We start from the raw sequence: 19,942 nt of genomic DNA, 5'->3' as shown, positions 1-19,942 counted from the left end.
GATCAGCATTGTTCTTCGGTAGTGATGCACCTCTTCCGTGTTGAGTGCAGCTGACGTCTCCAGGCACAGCGCGTGTCTACAGGCGTCTCCGTCTCGCCTTCAACACAAGACAGCGTCGTTCTTCACCCGGACGGTCCCGGGCCAACCGTGACACGCAGCGCACTGTGTGTGGTTCGGTAACGCATGCAACTTTTGCGGGCTGGCGGAGGCTGCGCAACGCCCAGGTGTGATCTGCGAGAATCGGCCGTCTTTCCTATGGATGCCGATCCTCGATGACTGCCGCCACGCCGCTCGCCACGCCCATCAATTCGCCTGCGCGCGTGCTGTTCGCCAGCCTGATCGGCACCACCATCGAGTTTTTCGATTTCTACATCTACGCCACCGCGGCGGTGCTGGTGTTTCCCACGTTGTTCTTCCCGGCCGGCGATGGCGGCGCGGCCATGCTGCAGTCGCTGGCGACGTTCGCGGTGGCCTTCATCGCGCGGCCGGTGGGCTCGGCGGTGTTCGGGCACTTCGGCGATCGTGTCGGGCGCAAGGCCACGCTGGTGGCAGCACTGCTGACGATGGGCATTTCCACCGTGGCGATCGGGCTGCTGCCCAGCTACGCGCAGATCGGCGTGTTCGCGCCGTTGCTGCTGGCGCTGTGCCGGTTCGGCCAGGGGTTGGGCCTGGGCGGTGAGTGGGGTGGGGCGGTGCTGCTTGCGACCGAAAACGCGCCACCCGGCAAGCGCGTGTGGTACGGCATGTTCCCGCAATTGGGGGCGCCGCTGGGCTTTTTGCTCTCCACCGGCACCTTTCTGGGCATGGGTGCGCTGCTGGACGATGCGCAGTTCATGCGCTGGGGCTGGCGCGTCCCTTTCCTGGCCAGCGCCGCGTTGGTGCTCACCGGTCTGTGGGTGCGCCTGAGCATCACCGAAACCCCGGACTTCCAGAAAGCCCTGGATCGCAACACCCGTGTGCGGCTGCCGCTGGGCACGGTGATTACGCAGCACTGGCCGGCACTGATCATCGGCACCTTGGGCGCGTTTGCAACGTTCGTGTTGTTCTACCTGATGACGGTGTTTGCGCTGGGCTACGGCACCAAGACGTTGGGCTACGACAAGGAGCAGTTCCTGCTGCTGCAGATGGCCGGCATCGTGTTTTTCGCGCTTGGGATTCCGATCTCAGCCAAGTTCGGCGACCGCCACGGCGCGCCGCTGGCAATGATGCTGGCCAGCGTGGCGATCGTGGCCTTCGGCCTGGCGTTCGCGCCGTTGTTCCAGGCCAATCATCCGCTGCAGGTGCTGGCGTTTTTGTCGCTGGGGTTTTTTTTCATGGGCCTGACTTACGGCCCGTGTGGCACATTGCTGGCCGAGTTGTACCCCACCGAAGTGCGTTACACCGGCGCGTCGTTGTCGTTCAATTTGGCCAGCATCCTGGGCGCGGCACCGGCACCGTATGTGGCCACCCAACTGGCCGCACGCTACGGCGTGCAGGCGGTAGGTTATTACCTCGGCGGTGCGGCGGTGTTGAGCCTGTTTGCGTTGATGCTGGCACGTCGATCGCGGCGCTGAGGTAGGCGCGCGTCTGAGCATCTGAGCGCTTGAGTGTGACTGCAACGCCGGTGAAGTCTGGTCGCGCGCAAGCGCGCTCCTACCAGGCTGCTTGTTCTGATTGAAATGACGTGCCCAGAGAGTGCGCGCAGTTGATGCACCGTGGCGCTGAAGAAAATGGGCCACGCTTCCGTAGGAGCGCGCTTGCGCGCGATGGGCGTTACCGACAACGGTTGGTCGCGCGCAAGCGCGCTCCTACCAGGGCTGCTGGTTCTGATTGAAATGATGTGCCGAGAGAGTGCGCGCAGTTGATGCACCGTGGCGCTGAAGAAAATGGGCCACATATCCGTAGGAGCGCGCTTGCGCGCGATGGGCGTTACCGACAACGCTTGGTCGCGCGCGAGCGCGCTCCTACCAGGCTGCTTGTTCTGATTGAAATGATGTGCCAAGGGAGCGCGCACAGTAAATGCATCATGATGCTTGACGAAGGTTTACACACCCGTAGGAGCGCGCTTGCGCGCGATGCGGCATTACCGATACGCCCAGTCGCGCGCAAGCGCGCTCCTAAGCGGGCTCAGCCACCCAATGCATCAGCGAAACAAGCGCTTGAGCGTCCGTCCCAGCCAGCTGCCGTGTTGATGGGTGCGGCTGAATTGGTCCAGGTGCGCGATCACCTGCGGGGCGTAGGCCTGATCGTCGCCGCGGATGTGGTTGAACAACCAGCGCGAGAGCATGTTGCGGAGTTCGTCGCTGATATCTTCGCCCGCCTGGAAACGCAGGCGATAGTCGCCAACGCGCTTGGCGAACACCGCGTGCACGCGCTGGTGGGCGTGGCTGAAGGGGTAGCCGGCTTCTTCCATCAGCTCCTCTTCGAAGGCGAAATGCGACAACGTGTAGTCGATCAATTCGTCGATCACGTCCGACACCACCAACCGCTGCAGGCTGGTCTGCGCCACGTGCAGGTGATTGATCATCTCCACGATGCGGCGGTGTTGGTGATCGATCACCTCGATCCCGGTGTTGAGGTCGTCCTGCCAGATCAGCAGTGCCATCGATATGCCTTGCCCCATGCGATGGGCGCACGATAGGCATCACGCGCGCCATGCGCGTTGATCTGGATCAAGCCAGCGCTGCGGCTCAGCTGGCCAGGCGCACCTGGTTGCGGCCGCCGGCCTTGGCCAGGTAGAGGTATTTGTCTGCTTCGCCCAGCAGGTGATGCAGCGACTGGTCGCGCTGGGTGGCGATGCACACGCCGATGCTCACGGTCATGCTCAGCGTCTCGTCGCCGATACGCACGCGCAGGGCACTGATGCGCTCGCGCAAGGTTTCGAAATAACCCGTGGCGTTGGCGGCATCCAGCCCCGGAACCAGCAGGCAGAATTCTTCCCCGCCGAAGCGGGCCACCAGATCCTGCGGGCGGGCGTGCCCGGACACCGAGGCTGCCACCGCACGCAGCGCCTGGTCGCCGGCTTCATGGCCCCAGGTGTCGTTGATGTGCTTGAAGTGGTCGATATCCAGCATCGCCGCGGTGACGGTCTGGTCTTCCGAGAGCAACTTGGGAATCACCCGCTGGCTCTGCTCCAGGAAATAGCGCCTGTTGGGCAGGCCGGTGAGGAAGTCACGGGTGGCCAGGTCCTGCAGCGTGCCGATCAGCTCCAGCTGGTCCACGTTCTGCGAGACGCGGCAGAAGAATTCTTCGCGCGAGAACGGCTTGCGCAGGAAGTCATTGGCGCCGTTCTTGAGAAAACGCGGGATCAGCGACGAATCGCTGTTGCCGGAGATGCCGATCACCGCCACCTTGTCGCGCGAGCGGATCGCACGCAGCCGGCGGGTGAATTCCACCCCTTCCATGCCGGGCATTTCCTGGTCGACGATGGTCAGGCGGATGCCGGGGTCGCGTTCGATCGCCTGCAGCCCGGCAGCGCCGTCGGCAGCCAGCACCACGCGGTAGCCATACATCGACAACAACGCCGCAGCATAGGTGCGTGCAGACAACGAGTCGTCCACCACCAGCGCGCCAATGCGGCGGTTGCGCTCCAGACGCTGCACCAGCCAGGCGAGGTATTCGATGCTGCCTGGCGCGTTCTTGAGGACGTAATCGATGATCTGCTGTTGCAGCACGCGCTGGCGCAGGTCTTCGTCGTAGACGCCACTGACCACCACGGTGGGCAGGTTGCGCGAGAGGAAGAACTCCACCACCTTGTCGCGGTCGCCGTCCACCAGCACCAGTCCGGTCAAGACCAGGAACCAGCCACTTTCTTCGTCCAGCACGCGCGCGGCTTCGGCCAGGGTCGATACGACCGTGACCGGCAGCTCCACGCGTTGCTCGATGGCCTCGCGCAGCATGCTGGTGAACGTGCGCGAGTTCTCCACCAGCAGCACGCGCTGCGGCAGGACTTCGCTTTCACTGTTGCGATGTAGGGTGCCTGGGGACATCGGTCAGCCGTCTGGATCGAACCGTCAGGTCAGCTAACGGCTCGGTTCGGCAGAACTTGAGCACTGCGTCGCACTCACCACAGCGCATCGCGCAGCCGGTACCAGCTCATCGCCGCCATCAGCAGCGGGGTACGCAGCAGCCGGCCGCCGGGAAAGGGCGCGTGCGGAATGCGGGCGAACACGTCCAGGCGCTGGCTCTGGCCGGTGATGGCCTCGGCGATGACCTGGCCGGCCAGCCCGGTGGCAGCTACCCCGTGGCCGGAAAAGCCCTGTGCGAAATACAGGTTCGGGGCCAGCCGGCCCCAGTGCGGCGCCCGGTTGGCCGAGATGTCCACGTAGCCGCCCCAGACTGTTTCCAGCGGCACGTCGCGCAGTTGCGGGAATACGGTGTGCATGCGGCGGGTCATCAGCCGCGCCAGCCCCGGCGGGGGCAGCGACGAATAGCTGGCCCGCCCGCCGAACAGCAGCCGGTGGTCGGCACTGAGCCGGTAGTAGTCCAGGGCCCAGTTGGTATCCGCCACCGCCATGTCGTTGCGGATCAGGCGGCGGGCCCGCGCCGCGCCCAGCGGCGGGGTGGCACCGACGTAGGTGCCCACCGGCATGATGCGGCGCTCCAGCGGTGCGGCGACGCCGCGCAGCAGCGCGTTGCCGGCAAGCACACCGAACTCCGCCGAGACGCTGCCCTGGTCGGTGTGCAGCACGACTCGCTCGCCCTGTTGCACCCGCGTCACCGCGCTGTGCTCGTAGATGCGCACACCGGCGGCCAGCGCTGCGCGGGCCAGCCCCAGCGCATAGGCCAGCGGCTGCAGGTGCCCGCTGGCCGGGTCGAACATGGCGCCGAGATAGAGCGGGCTGTCCAGCTCCGCACGCAGTTGGCTGCGGTCCCACCACTGCAGTGGATAGTCATAGCGTTCGGCCATGCGCACGATGCCGCGCTGCAGGGCCTGCACCTGGCGTGGCTTCAACGGCACGTGCGCGTGGCCGTCGCGCCAATCGCAGGCAATGCCGTGGCGCGCGATGCGTTCGCGCAGCAGCCGCATGCCATCGCGCGAATAGTCGAACAGCAGGCGTGCATCGCGGTCGCCGACCAGCGCTTCCAGCGTGTCCTGTTCGCAGCCATAGCCCACGATGGCCTGGCCGCCGTTGCGCCCGGAGGCGCCCCAGCCAATCCGCCGGGCCTCCAGCACGGTGACCTGGTAGCCGGCCTCGGCCAGCGCCAGCGCCGCGGTGAGCCCGGTGTAGCCGGCGCCGAGCACGCAGACATCGCTGCGCTGCGCACCGTGCAGCGGCGCCTGCGCAGGCAAGGGCGGCGTGCTGCGCGCATACCAGCTGTCGGGATACCCGTTGCCCGGTGCGTCGGTCGAGCCGGCGGGCAAGGCGGTGGCCATCAGACCGTCCGCAGATACCGGGCGTAGTCCAGGTCCGGCACCAGCGCCTGATAGTCGAGCAGCTCGCGCTGCTTCTGCTGGCCGAACACATGCTGGAACTGCGTGCCCAATTGGGTGGCGATGAAGTCGCTGCGCAGGAACGCATCCACCGCACCCTGCCAGGTGCGCGGGGTGAAGGTCGCCTGCGCGTAGGCGTTGCCCTGCACCGGGGCGGTGGGGTCGCCGGGGTGCTGCAAGCCGTCCAGCATCGCGGCCAACACGGCCGCCGCCACCAGGTAGGGGTTGGCATCGGCGCCGGCGATGCGGTGTTCGATACGGGTGTTGTGCGCATCGCTGTGCGGGATGCGCAAGGCCACGGTGCGGTTGTTGAAGCCCCAGCTGGCGTCCAGCGGCACGAACGCATTCGGCACGAAACGGCGGTAACTGTTGGCATGCGGCGCGAACAGCAGCAGCGATGCGTCCGCATGCCGTTGCAACCCGGCAATGGCATGGCGCAGGGCGGCGGCCGGCGCATCTGCTGTGCCGTGCAGCACGTTGTGGCCGGCGGCATCGAGCAGGCTGACGTGCACGTGCAGCCCGCTGCCGGCCTGGCCGGCGAATGGCTTGGCCATGAAACTGGCCAACAGGTGTTGCTGCTGCGCGATCGCCTTGATGGTGCGCTTGAGCAGCAGCGCCTCGTCGCATGCGGCCACCGCATCGGCGCGGTGCTGCAGGTTGATCTCGAACTGCCCGGGCGCGTATTCGGCCACCGCGGTATCGGCCGGAATGCCTTGCTGCCGGCACGCCGCAGTGACGGCATCGGTGAAGCTGCGGTGGTCGTCCAGATCCTGCAATGCATACACCTGGGTGCTGGTGTTGCGCTCGCCGGTGTGTGCATCGCGCGGCGTCTGCGGACGGCCCTGGGCATCGGCCATGGCGTCGAACAGGTAGAACTCCAGCTCCACGGCGATCACCGGCGTCAGGCCCAGCGCGGCGAATCCTTGCACCACGCGCTGCAGCACCGCGCGCGGCGCGACCTCGAACAAGGCACCGTTGGGGGTGTGCATTGCCAGCAACAGCTGCGCCATCGGTTGCGGCGCCCATGGCACCGGGCGGAGCGAGCCGGCGATCGGGCGGCAGATGCGATCGGCATCGCCAATGGCGTAGCCCAGGCCGGTTTCTTCCACCGTATTGCCGGTGATGTCGGTGGCGATCAGCGACATCGGCAGGCACACGCCGTCGCGGTAGACCTTGTCGAGCGCCTCTCGGGTGACACGCTTGCCGCGCAACACGCCGTTGGTATCGGGCAGCAGCAGGTCCACCAGCGCACAGCCCTCGATCGCGGCCAGGGCGGCGGCATCGATGCTGGGCAGGGACGCGACACGGGTTTCGGTTGCCATGGGCCACACCTGTGGAATCGCGGGCCAGCGTAGCAAAGCAGGCGTGAGCAGGCGCAGGAGTTGCGTGCGCGCGGTGGCAATGCACCGGGCGGCGCGCTAAGTTCTAAGGACCGCCAGCGGAGTGCGTTGATGACCATGGTTCCCCTGGTCGGGTTGCCGACCGACCGCAGCCTGCACGGGCCGCATCCGTTCCTGGCAGCGGGCGAGAAGTACGTGCGCGCGGTGGTGGAAGCGGCCGGTGCACAGCCGGTGCTGTTGCCCAGCCTGCAACCGCCGCTGGATGCCGGCGCCTGGCTGCAGCGGCTCGACGGCCTGCTGTTGACCGGGGCGGTCAGCAATGTGGAACCGCATCACTACAGCGACGAACCCAGTTGGGAGGGCAACCCGCACGATCCCGCGCGCGATGCCACCAGCTTGGCGTTGATCCCGCAGGCACTGGCGCGCGGCCTGCCGGTGCTGGCCATCTGCCGCGGGCTGCAGGAGGTCAACGTCGCGCTCGGCGGGCGCCTGCACCAGCGCGTGCACGAAGTGCCGGGCCTGGCGGACCATCGCGAAGACCGCAGCGCGCCGCTGGACATCCAATACGGCCCCGCGCATCCGGTGCAGCTGCAGCCGGGCGGTTGGCTGGCCGGCATGAGCGACACCGCGCAGGTGCAGGTGAACTCGCTGCATGGGCAAGGCATCGCCACGCTGGCCGCGGGGCTGCTGGTGGAAGCCACCGCGCCGGACGGCCTGATCGAGGCCTTTCGCGGCCCTGGCCCGGGGTTTCTGCTTGCGGTGCAGTGGCATCCGGAGTGGCGTGTCACACAGCATCCGTTCTACCGTGCCATCTTCCAGGCCTTTGGCGAGGCCTGTCGCCAGTACGCCGCCCAGCGCGGAAAGTGAGCTCGCATGTCGATCCGTACACGTTCGCGCAAGTCCACGCCCAAGCAGCCGGAGAGCGCGCTGCGCCGTTGGCTCAAGGAGCGCCACATCACCGAAGTGGAGTGCCTGGTGCCAGACATCACCGGCAATGCGCGCGGCAAGATCATTCCAGCCGACAAGTTCTCCCATGACTACGGCACGCGCCTGCCCGAAGGCATCTTCGCCACCACGGTCACCGGCGATTTTCCGGACGATTACTACGCGCTGACCTCGCCATCGGATTCGGACATGCACCTGCGCCCGGATGCCTCCACCGTGCGCATGGTGCCGTGGGCCGCCGATCCCACCGCGCAGGTCATCCACGATTGCTACACCAAGGACGGGCAGCCGCACGAACTGGCGCCGCGCAACGTGCTGCGCCGCGTGCTCGAGGCCTATGCCGAGGTCAAGTTGCAGCCGGTGGTGGCGCCGGAACTGGAATTTTTTCTGGTGCAGAAAAACACCGACCCGGATTTTCCGCTGCTGCCGCCGGCAGGGCGCTCCGGGCGCCCGGAAACCGCACGGCAGTCGTATTCGATCGATGCGGTGAACGAGTTCGACCCGATCCTGGATCTGATGTACGACTATTGCGATGCGATGGAGCTGGACGTGGATACCTTGATCCACGAATCCGGCGCCGCGCAGCTGGAAGTCAATTTCACCCACGCCGATGCGTTGTCGCGCGCCGACCAGGTGTTCCTGTTCAAACGCACCATGCGCGAGGCGGCGCTGCGGCACGGCGTGTATGCCACCTTCCTGGCCAAACCGATGGAGACCGAGCCCGGCAGTGCGATGCATATCCATCAGAGCCTGTTGCATGCCGGCACCGGCAAGAACGTGTTCAGCGGCAAGCGCGAGGGCGGCTTCAGCGACACCTTTGCGCATTATCTGGGCGGGCTGCAGAAATACATTCCGATGGCGATGGGGCTGCTGGCGCCCAACGTCAATTCGTACCGGCGGCTGATGTTCGGCGAGGTCTCGCCAAGCAATGTGCTGTGGGGCTTCGACAACCGCACCTGCGGGTTGCGGGTGCCGATCGATGCGCCGCAGAACATGCGGGTGGAGAGCCGGTTTGCAGGCTCCGATGCCAACCCGTACCTGGCGATGGCAGCGACTTTGGCATGCGGGCTCCTGGGCATCCGCGAGAAGCTGGAGCCGACCGCGCCGATCAGCAGCAACGGCAAGGAGCAGGGCTACGATTTGCCGCGGTCGTTGGGGGAGGCGTTGGATGAGTTGGAGGGGTGTGAGGCGTTGAAGGAGATGTTGGGGCCGCGGTTTGTGCGGGCCTATATTTCTGTGAAGCGGAAAGAATACGAGACGTTTTTCCGGGTGATCAGTTCGTGGGAGCGGGAGTTCTTGTTGTTGAATGTGTGAGGTTGGTTGGCCGGTTGCTTGGTGGTGAAGTGAGTGCGTTTTTCTGTGCTTTTTGTACGTGGTCCCCGCGCGCGCGTGCTTTCCTTGATGCAAGATGAAACAGGAAGCAGGGCTTTCACGCCCTTCGGGCGCGAGTTACTTTCTTTGCTTGTGCAAAGAAAGGTAACCAAAGAAACACACCCCGTCCTCGCGCCCGACGCGCTGCGCGCGACGGGTGCGCAAGTCCGGCAGAAATTTTTGTAAGGGACATCCATGTCCCTTACAAAAACGTCGCGCATCCATGCGCGCCGCCCTGCGGGTTGTATCTGCCGGCCTTGCCGCTGCGGTATGGGGCCCCGGAAGAGCGTGAGCAGAGCAGGGTAAAGCGCAGAGCAGGGCAGCGCAGCGCAGAGCCGTGCAAAGCAGAGCAAGCAGAGCGCAGCAGGCACAGAGCAAAGCAAGGCAAGGCAAGGCAAAGCAGGGCAAGGCAAGGCAAAGCAGGGCAAGGTAGTTCTTGTGTCGCCATGCATGCCTGTGCGCTCCATCCACGGCATGGCAACAGTGCGCGGGTATGCTCGTTGTTTCTCATGTCGGAGCGGGTCGTGGATCCTTCTGTGCTCAGGTCCCTGCAGCAACTCGATGCTGCGCATCATCTGCATCCGTTCAATGACAACGCGGCACTGGCCTCCAAGGGCACGCGCATCCTGACGCGGGGCGAGGGGGTGTATGTGTGGGATGCGGATGGCAACAAGTTGCTGGATGCGTTTGCCGGGCTGTGGTGCGTCAACTTGGGCTATGGGCGGGCCGAGCTTGCGCAGGCGGCGGCGCGGCAGATGGAGCAGTTGGCGTACTACAACAGCTTCTTTCAATGCACCACCGAGCCCACCGTGCACCTGGCTGCCAAGTTGGCGGAGCTGGCGCCGGGCGATTTGAATCATGCGTTCTTTGCCAATTCCGGCTCGGAGGCCAACGACACCATCCTGCGGCTGGTGCGGCATTTCTGGGCGGTGCAGGGGCAGCCGCAGAAGCACATCTTCATCGGCCGCCACGATGGCTACCACGGCACCACCATGGGTGGGGCCAGTCTGGGCGGAATGCGCGGGATGCATCGGCAAGGTGGGTTGCCGATTCCGGGGATCGAGCACATCGCGCCACCCAATCATTTCGGCGAGGGTGGCGAGATGGACCCGGACGACTACGGTCTGCTCGCTGCGCGCCGGCTGGAAGAGAAGATCCTGCAGTTGGGGCCCGACACCGTGGCGGCCTTTATCGGTGAGCCGATCATGGGCGCGATCGGGGTCTACATCCCACCGCGCAGCTACTGGCCGGAAATCGAACGCATCTGCCGGCGCTACGACGTACTGCTGGTGGCCGACGAGGTGATCTGCGGGTTCGGCCGCACCGGTGCCTGGTTCGGCGCGGAGTATTTCGGTTTCCAGCCCGATGTGATGACCCTGGCCAAGGGCATCACTTCCGGCTACATCCCGCTGGCCGCGGCGATGTTCAACGACCGCGTAGCCGGTGTGCTCAAGCGTCAGGGCGGTGAACTGGCGCACGGCGGTACCTATGCCGGGCATCCGGTCTGCGCTGCGGTGGCGCTGGAAAACCTGCGGCTACTGCAGGACGAGGGCATCGTGGACACCGCACGCACGCAGATTGCGCCGTACCTGGCGCAGCGCTGGGCCGAACTGGGCGCGCACCGTCTGGTGGGCGAGGCGCGCATCGCCGGGCTGGTCGGTGCGCTGGAGCTGGTGCCCGACAAGCGCCGCCGTGGTGTGTACTTCCCGGAGCGCGGGCGCGTAGGCGCGCTGTGCCGCGACTTTGCCCTGCGGCGCGGGCTGATCCTGCGGGCCACTTACGACGCCATGCTGCTGTCGCCGCCGTTGATCATCACCTGCGAACAGGTCGATGAGCTGTTCGACAAAACCTGGGCCGCGCTGGACGACACCGCGCAGGCGCTGGGCAAGTAAGCGCGGCGGCAGGCCTCACGCCGCCGAGCTGCGCAGCCACGACGCAGCGAGCGCCACCGCCGCAGTGAGCTTTGCCGTCCCCGACGCTGCAGCGCATCGCAGCCGTCCACCGCCGCCCAGAGGCCGCACGCTGTGCAAACGCGGATGCGGTGGGTAGGCTGGGTGCAGACCGGCCGCGATGCCGGGCCGCCCCACCGCGCTGCCCTGGAGACCCACATGACGCTGCGACTGCTCGCCCTGACCCTGTCCATCACCCTGTTGTCCGGCTGTGGCGGCGGTGGCGCCCCGGGCAAGGCCGATGCACAGGCCAAGGTGCTCAACGTCTACAACTACTCCGACTACATCGCCGAAGACACCATCCCCGCGTTCGAAAAGAGCACCGGCATCAAGGTCACCTACGACGTGTTCGACAGCGACGAAATGGTGGAAACCAAACTGCTCGCCGGTGGCAGCGACTACGACGTGGTGGTGCCCACGCTCAACTTCTTTGGCCGCCAGATCCAGGCCGGCGTGTTCCTGCCGCTGGATAAAAGCAAGATTCCGAACCTGGCCAATCTCGACCCGGACATCATGCGCCGCATCGCCGCGCAGGACCCCGGCAACACCTATGGCGTACCGTACATGATCGGTACCACCGGCATCGGCTACAACGTCGACAAGCTCAAGGCGGCGTTTGGCAACACCGAGATCGCCAACAGCTGGGACCTGATCTTCAAGCCGGAGAACCTGTCCAAGCTCAAGGACTGCGGCGTCACCATTCTCGATACGCCCTCGGACATGATTCCGATCGCGCTGAACTACCTGGGCCTGGACCCGCACAGCACCGCGCCGGCCGAGATCGAAAAAGCCGCCGCGCTGATCAAGACCATCCGCCCCTACGTGCAGAACTTCCACTCCAGCCAGTACGTGACTTCGCTGGCCAATGGCAACACCTGTCTGGCGGTGGGCTGGTCGGGCGACATCATCCAGGCCCGCGACCGCGCGGCCGAAGCCGGCAACACCGTCAAGGTGGCGTATTCCATCCCGAAGGAAGGCGCGCCGCAGTGGTTCGACATGCTGGCGATCCCCAAGGATGCCAAACACCCGGAAAACGCTTACGCCTTCATCAATTATTTGCTGACGCCCAAGGTGGCGGCCGCCAACAGCAATTTCATCCACTACGCCAATCCGGTCAGCGCCGCCACGCCGCTGGTGGATGCGGCCATCCGCAACGACCCCACCATCTACCCGCCGCCGGAGGTGACCGCCCGGATGTTCACTTACGCGATCAATCCACCCGAGGTGGACCGCCTGTACACGCGGCTGTGGACCGAGATCAAGACGGGTCGCTGACGCGGGCTCTCTCACATGCCCTGTGCGGCCCGTGCGAGGGCAGGACTAATAAAGTGCCAATGAGTCACAGCGGGGGCTGACCGGGTCATCACGCAATCTGTACTGGGCGGTTCAAATAATTGTATGGTTGCGCCGCCTCGCCGGGCCCGTTGATGCGGGCATGCCAGCGCGCGCGCCCAGCCCACGACACAGGACGCCCCCTTTGAGCAACCACGATCAGCAGTCCACCGATGGCCAGTCCACAGCAGCGGACGGGCAGGGCAATGCGTCCCGCGACGACGACGCCAAGAAGCCCTCGCCGCTGAAGAATCCCAAGGTGAAGTGGACGCTGATCATCGTCGGCGTGCTGGTGGTGGTGCTGCTGGTGATCTGGCTGGCCTACTACCTGATCAAGGGCCGCTACATGCAGGACACCAACAACGCCTACCTGCAGGCGGACTCGGTGGCGGTGGCTCCGCGCGTCAGCGGCTATGTCACTCAGGTGATGGTGGGCGACAACCAGATTGTCGACGCCGGCCAGCCCCTGCTGCAGATCGACGACCGCACCTACCAGGCCACGCTGCAACAGGCCGAAGCCGCAATCGCCGCGCGCGAAGCCGACATCGCCGCCGCCACCGCCAATGTGGCCGCGCAGGAATCGTCGCTGGTGCAGGCGCGCACCCAGGTGGCCTCGGCCGCGGCAAGCCTGCGCTTTGCCCAGGCCGAGGTGAAGCGCTTCGCGCCGCTGGCCGCCTCCGGCGCCGACACCCACGAACACCAGGAAAGCCTGCAGCACGATCTGGAGCGCGCCCGCGCCCAGTACGAGGCCGCACAGGCGCAGGCCAAGGGGGCGCAGAGCCAGATCCAGGCCAGCAGCGCCCAGCTGGAGCAGGCCAAGGCCGGGGTGAAGCAGGCCACCGCCGATGCCGACCAGGCGCGCGTGGCGGTGGAAGACACCCGCCTGACCAGCCGTATCCACGGCCGGGTGGGCGACAAGACCGTGCAGGTGGGGCAGTTCCTGGCCGCCGGCACCCGCACCATGACCATCGTGCCGCAGCAGTCGCTGTACCTGGTGGCCAACTTCAAGGAAACCCAGGTCGGCCTGATGCGCCCCGGCCAGCCAGCCGAGATCGAGGTCGACGCGCTGTCGGGCGTGAAGCTGCACGGCAAGGTGGAAAGCCTGTCGCCCGGCACCGGCTCGCAGTTCGCGCTGTTGCCGCCGGAGAACGCCACCGGCAACTTCACCAAGGTGGTGCAGCGCGTGCCGGTGCGCATCCGCGTGCTGGCCGGTGAGGAAGCGCGCAAGGTGCTGGTGCCTGGCATGTCGGTGGAGGTCACCGTGGATACCCGCTCGGCCAAGGACGCCAAGCAGCGCGCCGAGGAGGAATCGGACCGCGTGCAGGCGCAGGAGCGCGCGCGATGAATGCCGCGGCGGCCACCGGCGAGCGTGCCGGCGGCAGCGCCGGACGCGAGAAAGCCGAACCGGGCGCGTGGCTGGCGGTACTGGCCGGCACCATCGGCTCGTTCATGGCGACGCTGGACATCTCCATCGTCAACGCCGCACTGCCCACCATCCAGGGCGAAGTGGGCGCCAGCGGCACCGAGGGCACCTGGATCTCCACCGCCTACCTGGTGGCGGAAATCATCATGATTCCGCTCACCGGCTGGTTCGTGCGCACGCTGGGCCTGCGTAACTTCCTGCTGATCTGCGCGGTGATGTTTACTGCTTTCTCGGTGGTCTGCGGGCTGTCCACCTCGCTGACCATGATGATCATCGGCCGCGTGGGCCAGGGCCTGGCCGGCGGTGCGTTGATCCCTACCGCGCTGACCATTGTCGCCACACGCTTGCCGCCCAGCCAGCAGACCATGGGCACCGCCTTGTTCGGCATGACCGTGATCATGGGCCCGGTGATCGGCCCGCTGCTCGGTGGCTGGCTGACCGAAAACGTCAGCTGGCACTACGCGTTTTTCATCAACGTGCCGATCTGCGTGGGCTTGGTGGCGCTGTTGCTGCTCGGGCTCAAGCACGAAAAAGGCAACTGGGCCGGCCTGCTGGATGCGGACTGGCTGGGCATCTACGGGCTCACCGCCGGCCTGGGCGGGCTCACCGTGGTGCTGGAAGAAGGCCAGCGCGAGCGCTGGTTCGAATCCAGCGAAATCAACACGCTCAGCGTATTCGCGCTGAGTGGATTTTTGGCGCTGGTGATCTCGCAGTTTGGCCAGCGCGCACCGGTGATCCGGCTGTCGCTGCTGCTGCACCGCAGCTTCGGCGCGGTGTTCATCATGATCATGGCGGTGGGCATGATCCTGTTCGGGGTCATGTACATGATCCCGCAGTTCCTGTCGGTGATTTCCGGCTACAACACCGAACAGGCCGGCTATGTGTTGCTGCTGTCCGGCCTGCCCACGGTGTTGTTGATGCCGATGATGCCCAAGCTGCTGGAGGTGGTGGACGTGCGCATCCTGGTGATCGCCGGGCTGCTGTGTTTTGCCGCGGCATGCTTCGTCAACCTGTCGCTGACCGCCGACACCGTGGGCATGCATTTTGTCGCCGGGCAGTTGTTGCAGGGCTGCGGCCTGGCGCTGGCGATGATGTCGCTCAACCAGGCGGCCATTTCCTCGGTGCCGCCCGAGCTGGCCGGCGATGCGTCCGGCCTGTTCAACGCCGGCCGCAACCTGGGTGGCTCGGTTGGATTGGCGCTGATCTCCACCTTCCAGGAGCGGCGCATGACCTTCCACACCGAGACCATCGGCAGCGCCGTCACTGCAAACGCCAGCCGCGCGCAGGATTTCCTGGCCGGGTTGAACGCGCAGATGCAGGGCAGCGCCGGTGGCGAGGCGGCGATTCGCGCGGTTGCCCAACTTGCGCGCCTGGTGCAACAGCAGGCGCTGGTGATGACCTATAGCGACCTGTTCTGGATCTTTGGCGTGATCGTGGTCTGCACGATTCCGCTGGCCTTTTTGCTCAAGCCGTTACCCAAGGGGACGCACCTTGCAATGCACTGATTCCCTGCGCCTGGCGCGCATGCCGCTGGCGGCAGCGCTGGCCTCACTGCTGCTGGGCGGCTGCATGCTCGGCCCCAACTACACCAAGCCGCCCGCGGTGGCCGAAACCGCCGTGCAGGCGCCCACGCTGCATCGCGCCAGTGCGGCCGATGTGGTCGCCGCCGCACCACTGAATCACTGGTGGGAAGACCTGCGCGATGCGCAGCTGACCCAGCTCGTCACTCAGGCCCTGGCCGACAGCCCCAACCTGCGCGCAGCGCAGGCGCGTCTGCGCGCCAATCGGGCGCTGGCCAACCAGCGCCGTGCCGAGCGGCTGCCCAAGCTCAACGCCAGTGCGCTGTACGCCTATGCCGAGCCGCCGCAGACCATCGTCGACACCCTGGGCGGGCTGCAGAACGGCCAGCAGGGCCAGCCGCCGGCGCAGGGCAGCCAGGCGCTGAACCTGGAAAAGACCGAGCTCTACACCGCCGGCTTCGATGCCAGCTGGGAGCTGGACCTGTTCGGCCGCCGCCGCCGCGCCGCCGAAGGCGCGCTGGCCCAGGCGCAGGCGTCCGAAGCCGAACTGGCCGACGCGCAGGTGCAGCTGGCTGCCGAAGTGGGGCAGGTCTATCTCAACTACCGCGGGTTGCAGGCGCGCCTGGCGATTGCCGACAGCAACCTGGACAAGATCCGTCAGTCGCTGGCCCTGGTGCAGCAGCGCCGCGGCCAGGGTGCCGCCTCGGACCTGCAGGTCGAGCAGATCGCCACCCAGGTGCAGCAGCAGCAGGCCCAGCGCCTGCCGCTGCAGATGCAGCAACAGGAAGCGCTGGACCAGCTGGCGTTGATGGTCGGCCGCGAGCCGGGCGCGCTGGATGCGCAGCTCGCCGCGCCGCAACCGCTGCCGATGCTGCCCACCCAGGTGCGCGTGGACGATGCCGGTGCGTTGATCCGTCGGCGCCCGGACGTGCGCAAGGCCGAGCGCGAGCTGGCCGCGTCCAGTGCGCAGATCGGCGAGGCGTTGAATGGCTACTTCCCGCAGGTCAGCCTGCTTGGCGGCCTGAGCTGGGTGGCCGGCTCGCCCAGCGATTTCAATTCCGATGCGCTGACCAAGCTGGCAGTGCCGATGCTGCGCTGGTCGATCTTCGACTTCGGCCGCACCCGCGCGCAGGTCGAACAGGCGCGTGCCGGCAATGCCGGGCGCGAGGCCGCCTATGAAGGTGCGGTGCTGGCGGCGCTGCAGGACGCCAATACCGCACTGTCGCGGTTTGGCTCGGCACGCCAGCAACTGGTGGTAGCGCGGCAGGCCGAGGCCTCGGCCACGCGCTCTGCCGGGCTCATGCAGCAGCGCCGCGATGCCGGTGCCACCTCCAGCATCGACCTGCTCGATGTGCAGCGCCAGCAGTTGTCCGCGCAGGACGCCGCCGCGCAGGCGCAGGTGCAATTGCTGGTGTATTACGTGGCGCTGCAGAAGAGCCTGGGCCTGGGCTGGAGCGAGCCGCCGCAGGCCGCCGCCCGCTAGAGCCACGCGTGTCGGCGCGCACTGTAGCGCCGGCACGCTTTTGCCATGATGCGTGTACGGCGCCACGGTGGCGCCGGCGCGTTGTTGTCACCGAGAGGATGCATGGCCCTTTCCGAAGCCGTCTTGCCCGCACCTGCCGCCGCCGATGCGGGGTATCTGTCGATCCGTGAGGTCCGCAAGGAGTTCGACGGCTTCGTGGCGGTGGACGATGTCAGCCTGCAGATCCGCAAGGGCGAGATCTTCGCGCTGCTGGGCGGCTCGGGCAGCGGCAAATCCACCTTGCTGCGCTGTCTTGCCGGCTTCGAGCGGCCCACCAAGGGCAGCATCGTGCTCGATGGCCAGCCCATCGACGCGTTACCGCCGTACGAGCGGCCGATCAACATGATGTTCCAATCGTATGCGCTGTTCCCGCATATGACGGTGGAGCAGAACATCGCCTTCGGGCTCAAGCAGGAAGGCTTGCCCAAGGCGGCGGTGGCCCAGCGGGTGGGCGAGATGCTCGAGCTGGTGCAACTTGCGCGCCTGGCCAAGCGCAAGCCGCATGAGTTGTCCGGTGGGCAGCAGCAGCGCGTGGCGCTGGCGCGCTCGTTGGCCAAGCGGCCCAAGCTGCTGCTGCTGGACGAGCCGATGGGCGCGCTGGACAAGAAGCTGCGTTCGCAGATGCAGCTGGAACTGGTCAACATCATTGAAACCTCCGGCGTCACCTGCGTGATGGTCACCCACGACCAAGAAGAAGCCATGACCATGGCGACGCGCATCGCACTGATGGACCACGGCTGGATCCAGCAGGTGGGCACGCCGGATGAAATCTACGAGCAGCCGGCCAACCGTTTCGCGGCCGAATTCATCGGCTCGGTCAATCTGATCGAGGCCGTCATCGCCGAAGACGCGCCCGATTCGGTCAGCCTCACCACCGCGGCGTTCGCCGCGCCAATTCGCATCGGCCACGGCATCACCGGGTTCGAAGGGCAGGCTGTGGCATTTGCAGTGCGCCCGGAAAAACTCGGCATCGGCAAGCAGGAGCCGGCGCAGGCCTGCAACAAGGCGCAGGGCGTGATCGAAGACATTGCCTATTTCGGCAGCCACTCGGTCTACCACGTGCGCCTGCCCAGCGGCATCAAGCTGATGGCGCATTTCGCCAATCGGCAACGCTGGGCCAGCGAAGCGCTGACCTGGGGCGATGCAGTGTGGGTGGGGTGGGGCGAGGACGACGGCGTGGTCCTCACCGCATGAGGCCGCGCCTGCCAAGAGTGGCCAGCAAAACTACTGCGCAGCCACCAGGGGGGCGCGGCCGGCGCTCGGAATCCTCATGTACCACACGTACACTGCGGTTCCTCCGCGCCGTCCGCGCCCCCCCTGGCGACTGCTCGCTACGTTTTGCTAACCACTCTTAGTCGCGGCCTGCCGGGTGCGCGTTGGGGCGTGATCGCCGCACCGTATCTGTGGTTGCTGGTGTTCTTCGCGATCCCGTTCCTGATCGTGCTGAAGATTTCGTTTGCCGAACGCGCAACCGCGATGCCGCCGTACACGCCGCTGTTTGCGTATGCGGCCGATGGCGCGGTGAGCCTCAAACTGCATCTGGGCAACTACCTGGCCCTGCTGCGCGACAGCCAGTACGTGGCCGCTTACCTGAGTTCGATCAAGATCGCTGCGATTTCCACCGCACTGGCGCTATTGATCGGCTACCCGATGGCATACGTGATCGCGCGCCTGCCTCTGGCCACCCGCAACGTGGCGATGATGCTGGTGGTGTTGCCGTCTTGGACCTCGTTCCTGATCCGTGTATACGCATGGATCGGCATTCTCGATGGCAACGGCCTGCTCAATCAGGCTCTGCTGGCGCTGGGTGTGATCGAGCAGCCGCTGCAGTTGCTGTACACGCCGATCGCCGCCTACATCGGCTTCGTCTATTGCTATCTGCCCTTCATGGTGCTGCCGCTGTACGCCAACCTGGTCAAGCACGATTCGCGGCTGCTGGAGGTGGCTTACGACCTGGGGGCGCGGCCGTGGCAGGCATTCGTGCGCATCACCTTGCCGCTGTCGCGCAACGGCATCGTCGCCGGCTGCATGCTGGTGATGATTCCGGCGGTGGGCGAGTTCGTGATTCCCGAGATGCTGGGCGGTCCCGGTACGCTGATGATCGGCCGCGTGCTCTGGGGCGAGTTCTTCAATAACCGCGACTGGCCGGTGGCCGCCGCGGTAGCCACGGTGATGCTGGTGCTGCTGCTGGTGCCGATCGTGATCTTCCACCGTTACCAGCAGCGCGAACTGGAAGGGCGGCTGACATGATGCGCGCCGCGCGCGGTGGGCGTGTGCTGGGCGGCAGCGTGCTCGCGCTGGGGTTCGGTTTTTTGTATCTGCCGATCCTGTTGCTGATGGTGTATTCGTTCAACGCCTCGCGCCTGGCCACGGTGTGGGGCGGATTTTCCACCCGCTGGTATGGCGAGTTGCTGCGTGACCGCCAATTGCTGGACGCGGCCTGGGTGAGCCTGGAAGTGGCGTTCTGGACCGCATGCGCGTCCACCGTGCTCGGCACCATGGCGGCGATGGCGATGGTGCGCATGCGGCGGTTTCCCGGCAAAACGCTGTTCGGTGCGCTGATCACCGCACCGCTGGTGATGCCGGAGGTGATCATTGGTCTGTCGATCCTGTTGCTGCTGGTCTCGATGGGCGGCGTGCTCGGCATCGCGCCGCGCGGCGCGGTCGCCATCTGGGTGGCGCATGTCACCTTCACCGTCTCATTCGTGACCGTGGTGATTTCCTCGCGGCTGCAGGAGCTGGACCGCTCGCTGGAAGAAGCCGCCATGGATCTGGGCGCCACGCCACTGAAGGTGTTCTTCCTGATCACCTTGCCGATCATCGCGCCAGCACTTGCGTCGGGCTGGCTGTTGGCATTCACGCTCTCGCTGGACGATGTGGTCATTGCCAGTTTCCTGGCGGGCCCAAGCTCCACCACGCTGCCGATCAAGGTGTTTTCGTCGGTACGCCAGGGCATCAGCCCCAAGATCAATGCGCTGGCCACGGTGATGGTGCTGGCGGTGTCGGTGGCGGCGGTGATCGGGTGGTGGTTGCTGGCGCGCAGTGAAAAACGCCGCCTGCGTGATGCGCAACTTGCGCTGCAGTCTGCTCCCTGAGGGCGCGCCGGCGCTGAGGTGGCCAATGATCG

Annotated in this window: 15 protein-coding genes and 1 other RNA gene; 12 read left to right on the top strand and 4 right to left on the bottom strand. The window is 66.1% G+C overall.

What is annotated here, in order from left to right; translation table 11 throughout:
- Positions 1–272: 272 nt before the first annotated feature.
- The gene (locus tag XCC_RS12235; RefSeq protein ID WP_011037495.1) at positions 273–1,553 is read left to right on the top strand and encodes an MFS transporter; all 1,281 of its coding nucleotides are present in this window, start codon (positions 273–275) and stop codon (positions 1,551–1,553) included.
- Between the two features lie 569 nt (positions 1,554–2,122).
- Here XCC_RS12235 and XCC_RS12230 read toward each other — a convergent pair.
- The 4 genes from XCC_RS12230 to XCC_RS12215 form a co-directional block, all read right to left on the bottom strand.
- Positions 2,123–2,584: a bacteriohemerythrin gene (locus tag XCC_RS12230; protein WP_011037494.1), complete on the bottom strand. Its 462-nt coding sequence runs from the start codon at positions 2,582–2,584 to the stop codon at positions 2,123–2,125.
- 85 nt (positions 2,585–2,669) lie between these two features.
- Positions 2,670–3,968 (bottom strand): diguanylate cyclase, encoded by a 1,299-nt coding sequence (locus XCC_RS12225; protein WP_019237577.1) that lies wholly within the window; start codon positions 3,966–3,968, stop codon positions 2,670–2,672.
- 74 nt (positions 3,969–4,042) lie between these two features.
- Positions 4,043–5,356 carry an NAD(P)/FAD-dependent oxidoreductase gene (locus XCC_RS12220; protein ID WP_011037492.1) on the bottom strand — a complete coding sequence of 438 codons (1,314 nt, stop codon included), beginning with the start codon at positions 5,354–5,356 and terminating at the stop codon, positions 4,043–4,045.
- Positions 5,356–6,735, bottom strand: coding sequence for a glutamine synthetase family protein (locus XCC_RS12215; protein ID WP_011037491.1), 1,380 nt, complete (start codon positions 6,733–6,735; stop codon positions 5,356–5,358). Before XCC_RS12215 ends, XCC_RS12220 begins: the two co-directional genes overlap by 1 nt.
- Positions 6,736–6,864: 129 nt before the next feature.
- Here XCC_RS12215 and XCC_RS12210 point away from each other — a divergent pair, with 129 nt between their 5' ends.
- The 11 genes from XCC_RS12210 (at position 6,865) to XCC_RS12160 (ending at position 19,910) form a co-directional block, all read left to right on the top strand.
- Positions 6,865–7,620 (top strand): gamma-glutamyl-gamma-aminobutyrate hydrolase family protein, encoded by a 756-nt coding sequence (locus XCC_RS12210; RefSeq protein WP_011037490.1) that lies wholly within the window; start codon positions 6,865–6,867, stop codon positions 7,618–7,620.
- A gap of 6 nt (positions 7,621–7,626) precedes the next feature.
- A complete protein-coding gene (locus XCC_RS12205) occupies positions 7,627–9,012 on the top strand; it encodes a glutamine synthetase family protein (RefSeq protein ID WP_011037489.1) in 1,386 nt (461 codons plus the stop codon).
- A 581-nt stretch (positions 9,013–9,593) separates the two neighbouring features.
- The gene (locus XCC_RS12200; protein ID WP_029628941.1) at positions 9,594–10,961 is read left to right on the top strand and encodes an aspartate aminotransferase family protein; all 1,368 of its coding nucleotides are present in this window, start codon (positions 9,594–9,596) and stop codon (positions 10,959–10,961) included.
- Between the two features lie 216 nt (positions 10,962–11,177).
- A complete protein-coding gene (locus XCC_RS12195; protein WP_011037487.1) occupies positions 11,178–12,293 on the top strand; it encodes a polyamine ABC transporter substrate-binding protein in 1,116 nt (371 codons plus the stop codon).
- A gap of 202 nt (positions 12,294–12,495) precedes the next feature.
- Positions 12,496–13,695 carry an HlyD family secretion protein gene (locus tag XCC_RS12190; RefSeq protein ID WP_011037486.1) on the top strand — a complete coding sequence of 400 codons (1,200 nt, stop codon included), beginning with the start codon at positions 12,496–12,498 and terminating at the stop codon, positions 13,693–13,695.
- Positions 13,692–15,278, top strand: a complete 1,587-nt coding sequence (locus XCC_RS12185; RefSeq protein ID WP_011037485.1) for an MDR family MFS transporter — start codon at positions 13,692–13,694, stop codon at positions 15,276–15,278. The genes XCC_RS12190 and XCC_RS12185 overlap by 4 nt, the downstream gene beginning before the upstream one ends.
- A gap of 4 nt (positions 15,279–15,282) precedes the next feature.
- Positions 15,283–16,776: an efflux transporter outer membrane subunit gene (locus XCC_RS12180; protein WP_029628942.1), complete on the top strand. Its 1,494-nt coding sequence runs from the start codon at positions 15,283–15,285 to the stop codon at positions 16,774–16,776.
- 102 nt (positions 16,777–16,878) lie between these two features.
- The gene (locus tag XCC_RS12175) at positions 16,879–18,009 is read left to right on the top strand and encodes an ABC transporter ATP-binding protein (RefSeq protein ID WP_029628943.1); all 1,131 of its coding nucleotides are present in this window, start codon (positions 16,879–16,881) and stop codon (positions 18,007–18,009) included.
- A gap of 76 nt (positions 18,010–18,085) precedes the next feature.
- Positions 18,086–18,162: non-coding RNA, sX9 sRNA (locus XCC_RS12170), on the top strand.
- On the top strand, positions 18,154–19,065 hold the full coding sequence (locus tag XCC_RS12165) for an ABC transporter permease subunit (RefSeq protein WP_011037482.1): 912 nt from the start codon (positions 18,154–18,156) through the stop codon (positions 19,063–19,065). The genes XCC_RS12170 and XCC_RS12165 overlap by 9 nt, the downstream gene beginning before the upstream one ends.
- Positions 19,062–19,910: an ABC transporter permease subunit gene (locus XCC_RS12160; RefSeq protein WP_011037481.1), complete on the top strand. Its 849-nt coding sequence runs from the start codon at positions 19,062–19,064 to the stop codon at positions 19,908–19,910. The genes XCC_RS12165 and XCC_RS12160 overlap by 4 nt, the downstream gene beginning before the upstream one ends.
- Positions 19,911–19,942: the final 32 nt, after the last annotated feature.

It is taken from the genome of Xanthomonas campestris pv. campestris str. ATCC 33913 (assembly GCF_000007145.1).
Lineage (GTDB): Bacteria > Pseudomonadota > Gammaproteobacteria > Xanthomonadales > Xanthomonadaceae > Xanthomonas > Xanthomonas campestris.
Note: the sequence above shows the minus strand (reverse complement) of the source record. Positions and strands in the feature narration are given on the sequence as shown.

Coding starts and splice junctions, on each gene's coding strand:
- XCC_RS12235 (WP_011037495.1), top strand. CDS start 273: ATGACTGCCGCCACGCCGCTCGCCACGCCCATCAATTCGCCTGCGCGC.
- XCC_RS12230 (WP_011037494.1), bottom strand. CDS start 2,584: ATGGCACTGCTGATCTGGCAGGACGACCTCAACACCGGGATCGAGGTG.
- XCC_RS12225 (WP_019237577.1), bottom strand. CDS start 3,968: ATGTCCCCAGGCACCCTACATCGCAACAGTGAAAGCGAAGTCCTGCCG.
- XCC_RS12220 (WP_011037492.1), bottom strand. CDS start 5,356: ATGGCCACCGCCTTGCCCGCCGGCTCGACCGACGCACCGGGCAACGGG.
- XCC_RS12215 (WP_011037491.1), bottom strand. CDS start 6,735: ATGGCAACCGAAACCCGTGTCGCGTCCCTGCCCAGCATCGATGCCGCC.
- XCC_RS12210 (WP_011037490.1), top strand. CDS start 6,865: ATGACCATGGTTCCCCTGGTCGGGTTGCCGACCGACCGCAGCCTGCAC.
- XCC_RS12205 (WP_011037489.1), top strand. CDS start 7,627: ATGTCGATCCGTACACGTTCGCGCAAGTCCACGCCCAAGCAGCCGGAG.
- XCC_RS12195 (WP_011037487.1), top strand. CDS start 11,178: ATGACGCTGCGACTGCTCGCCCTGACCCTGTCCATCACCCTGTTGTCC.
- XCC_RS12185 (WP_011037485.1), top strand. CDS start 13,692: ATGAATGCCGCGGCGGCCACCGGCGAGCGTGCCGGCGGCAGCGCCGGA.
- XCC_RS12175 (WP_029628943.1), top strand. CDS start 16,879: ATGGCCCTTTCCGAAGCCGTCTTGCCCGCACCTGCCGCCGCCGATGCG.
- XCC_RS12160 (WP_011037481.1), top strand. CDS start 19,062: ATGATGCGCGCCGCGCGCGGTGGGCGTGTGCTGGGCGGCAGCGTGCTC.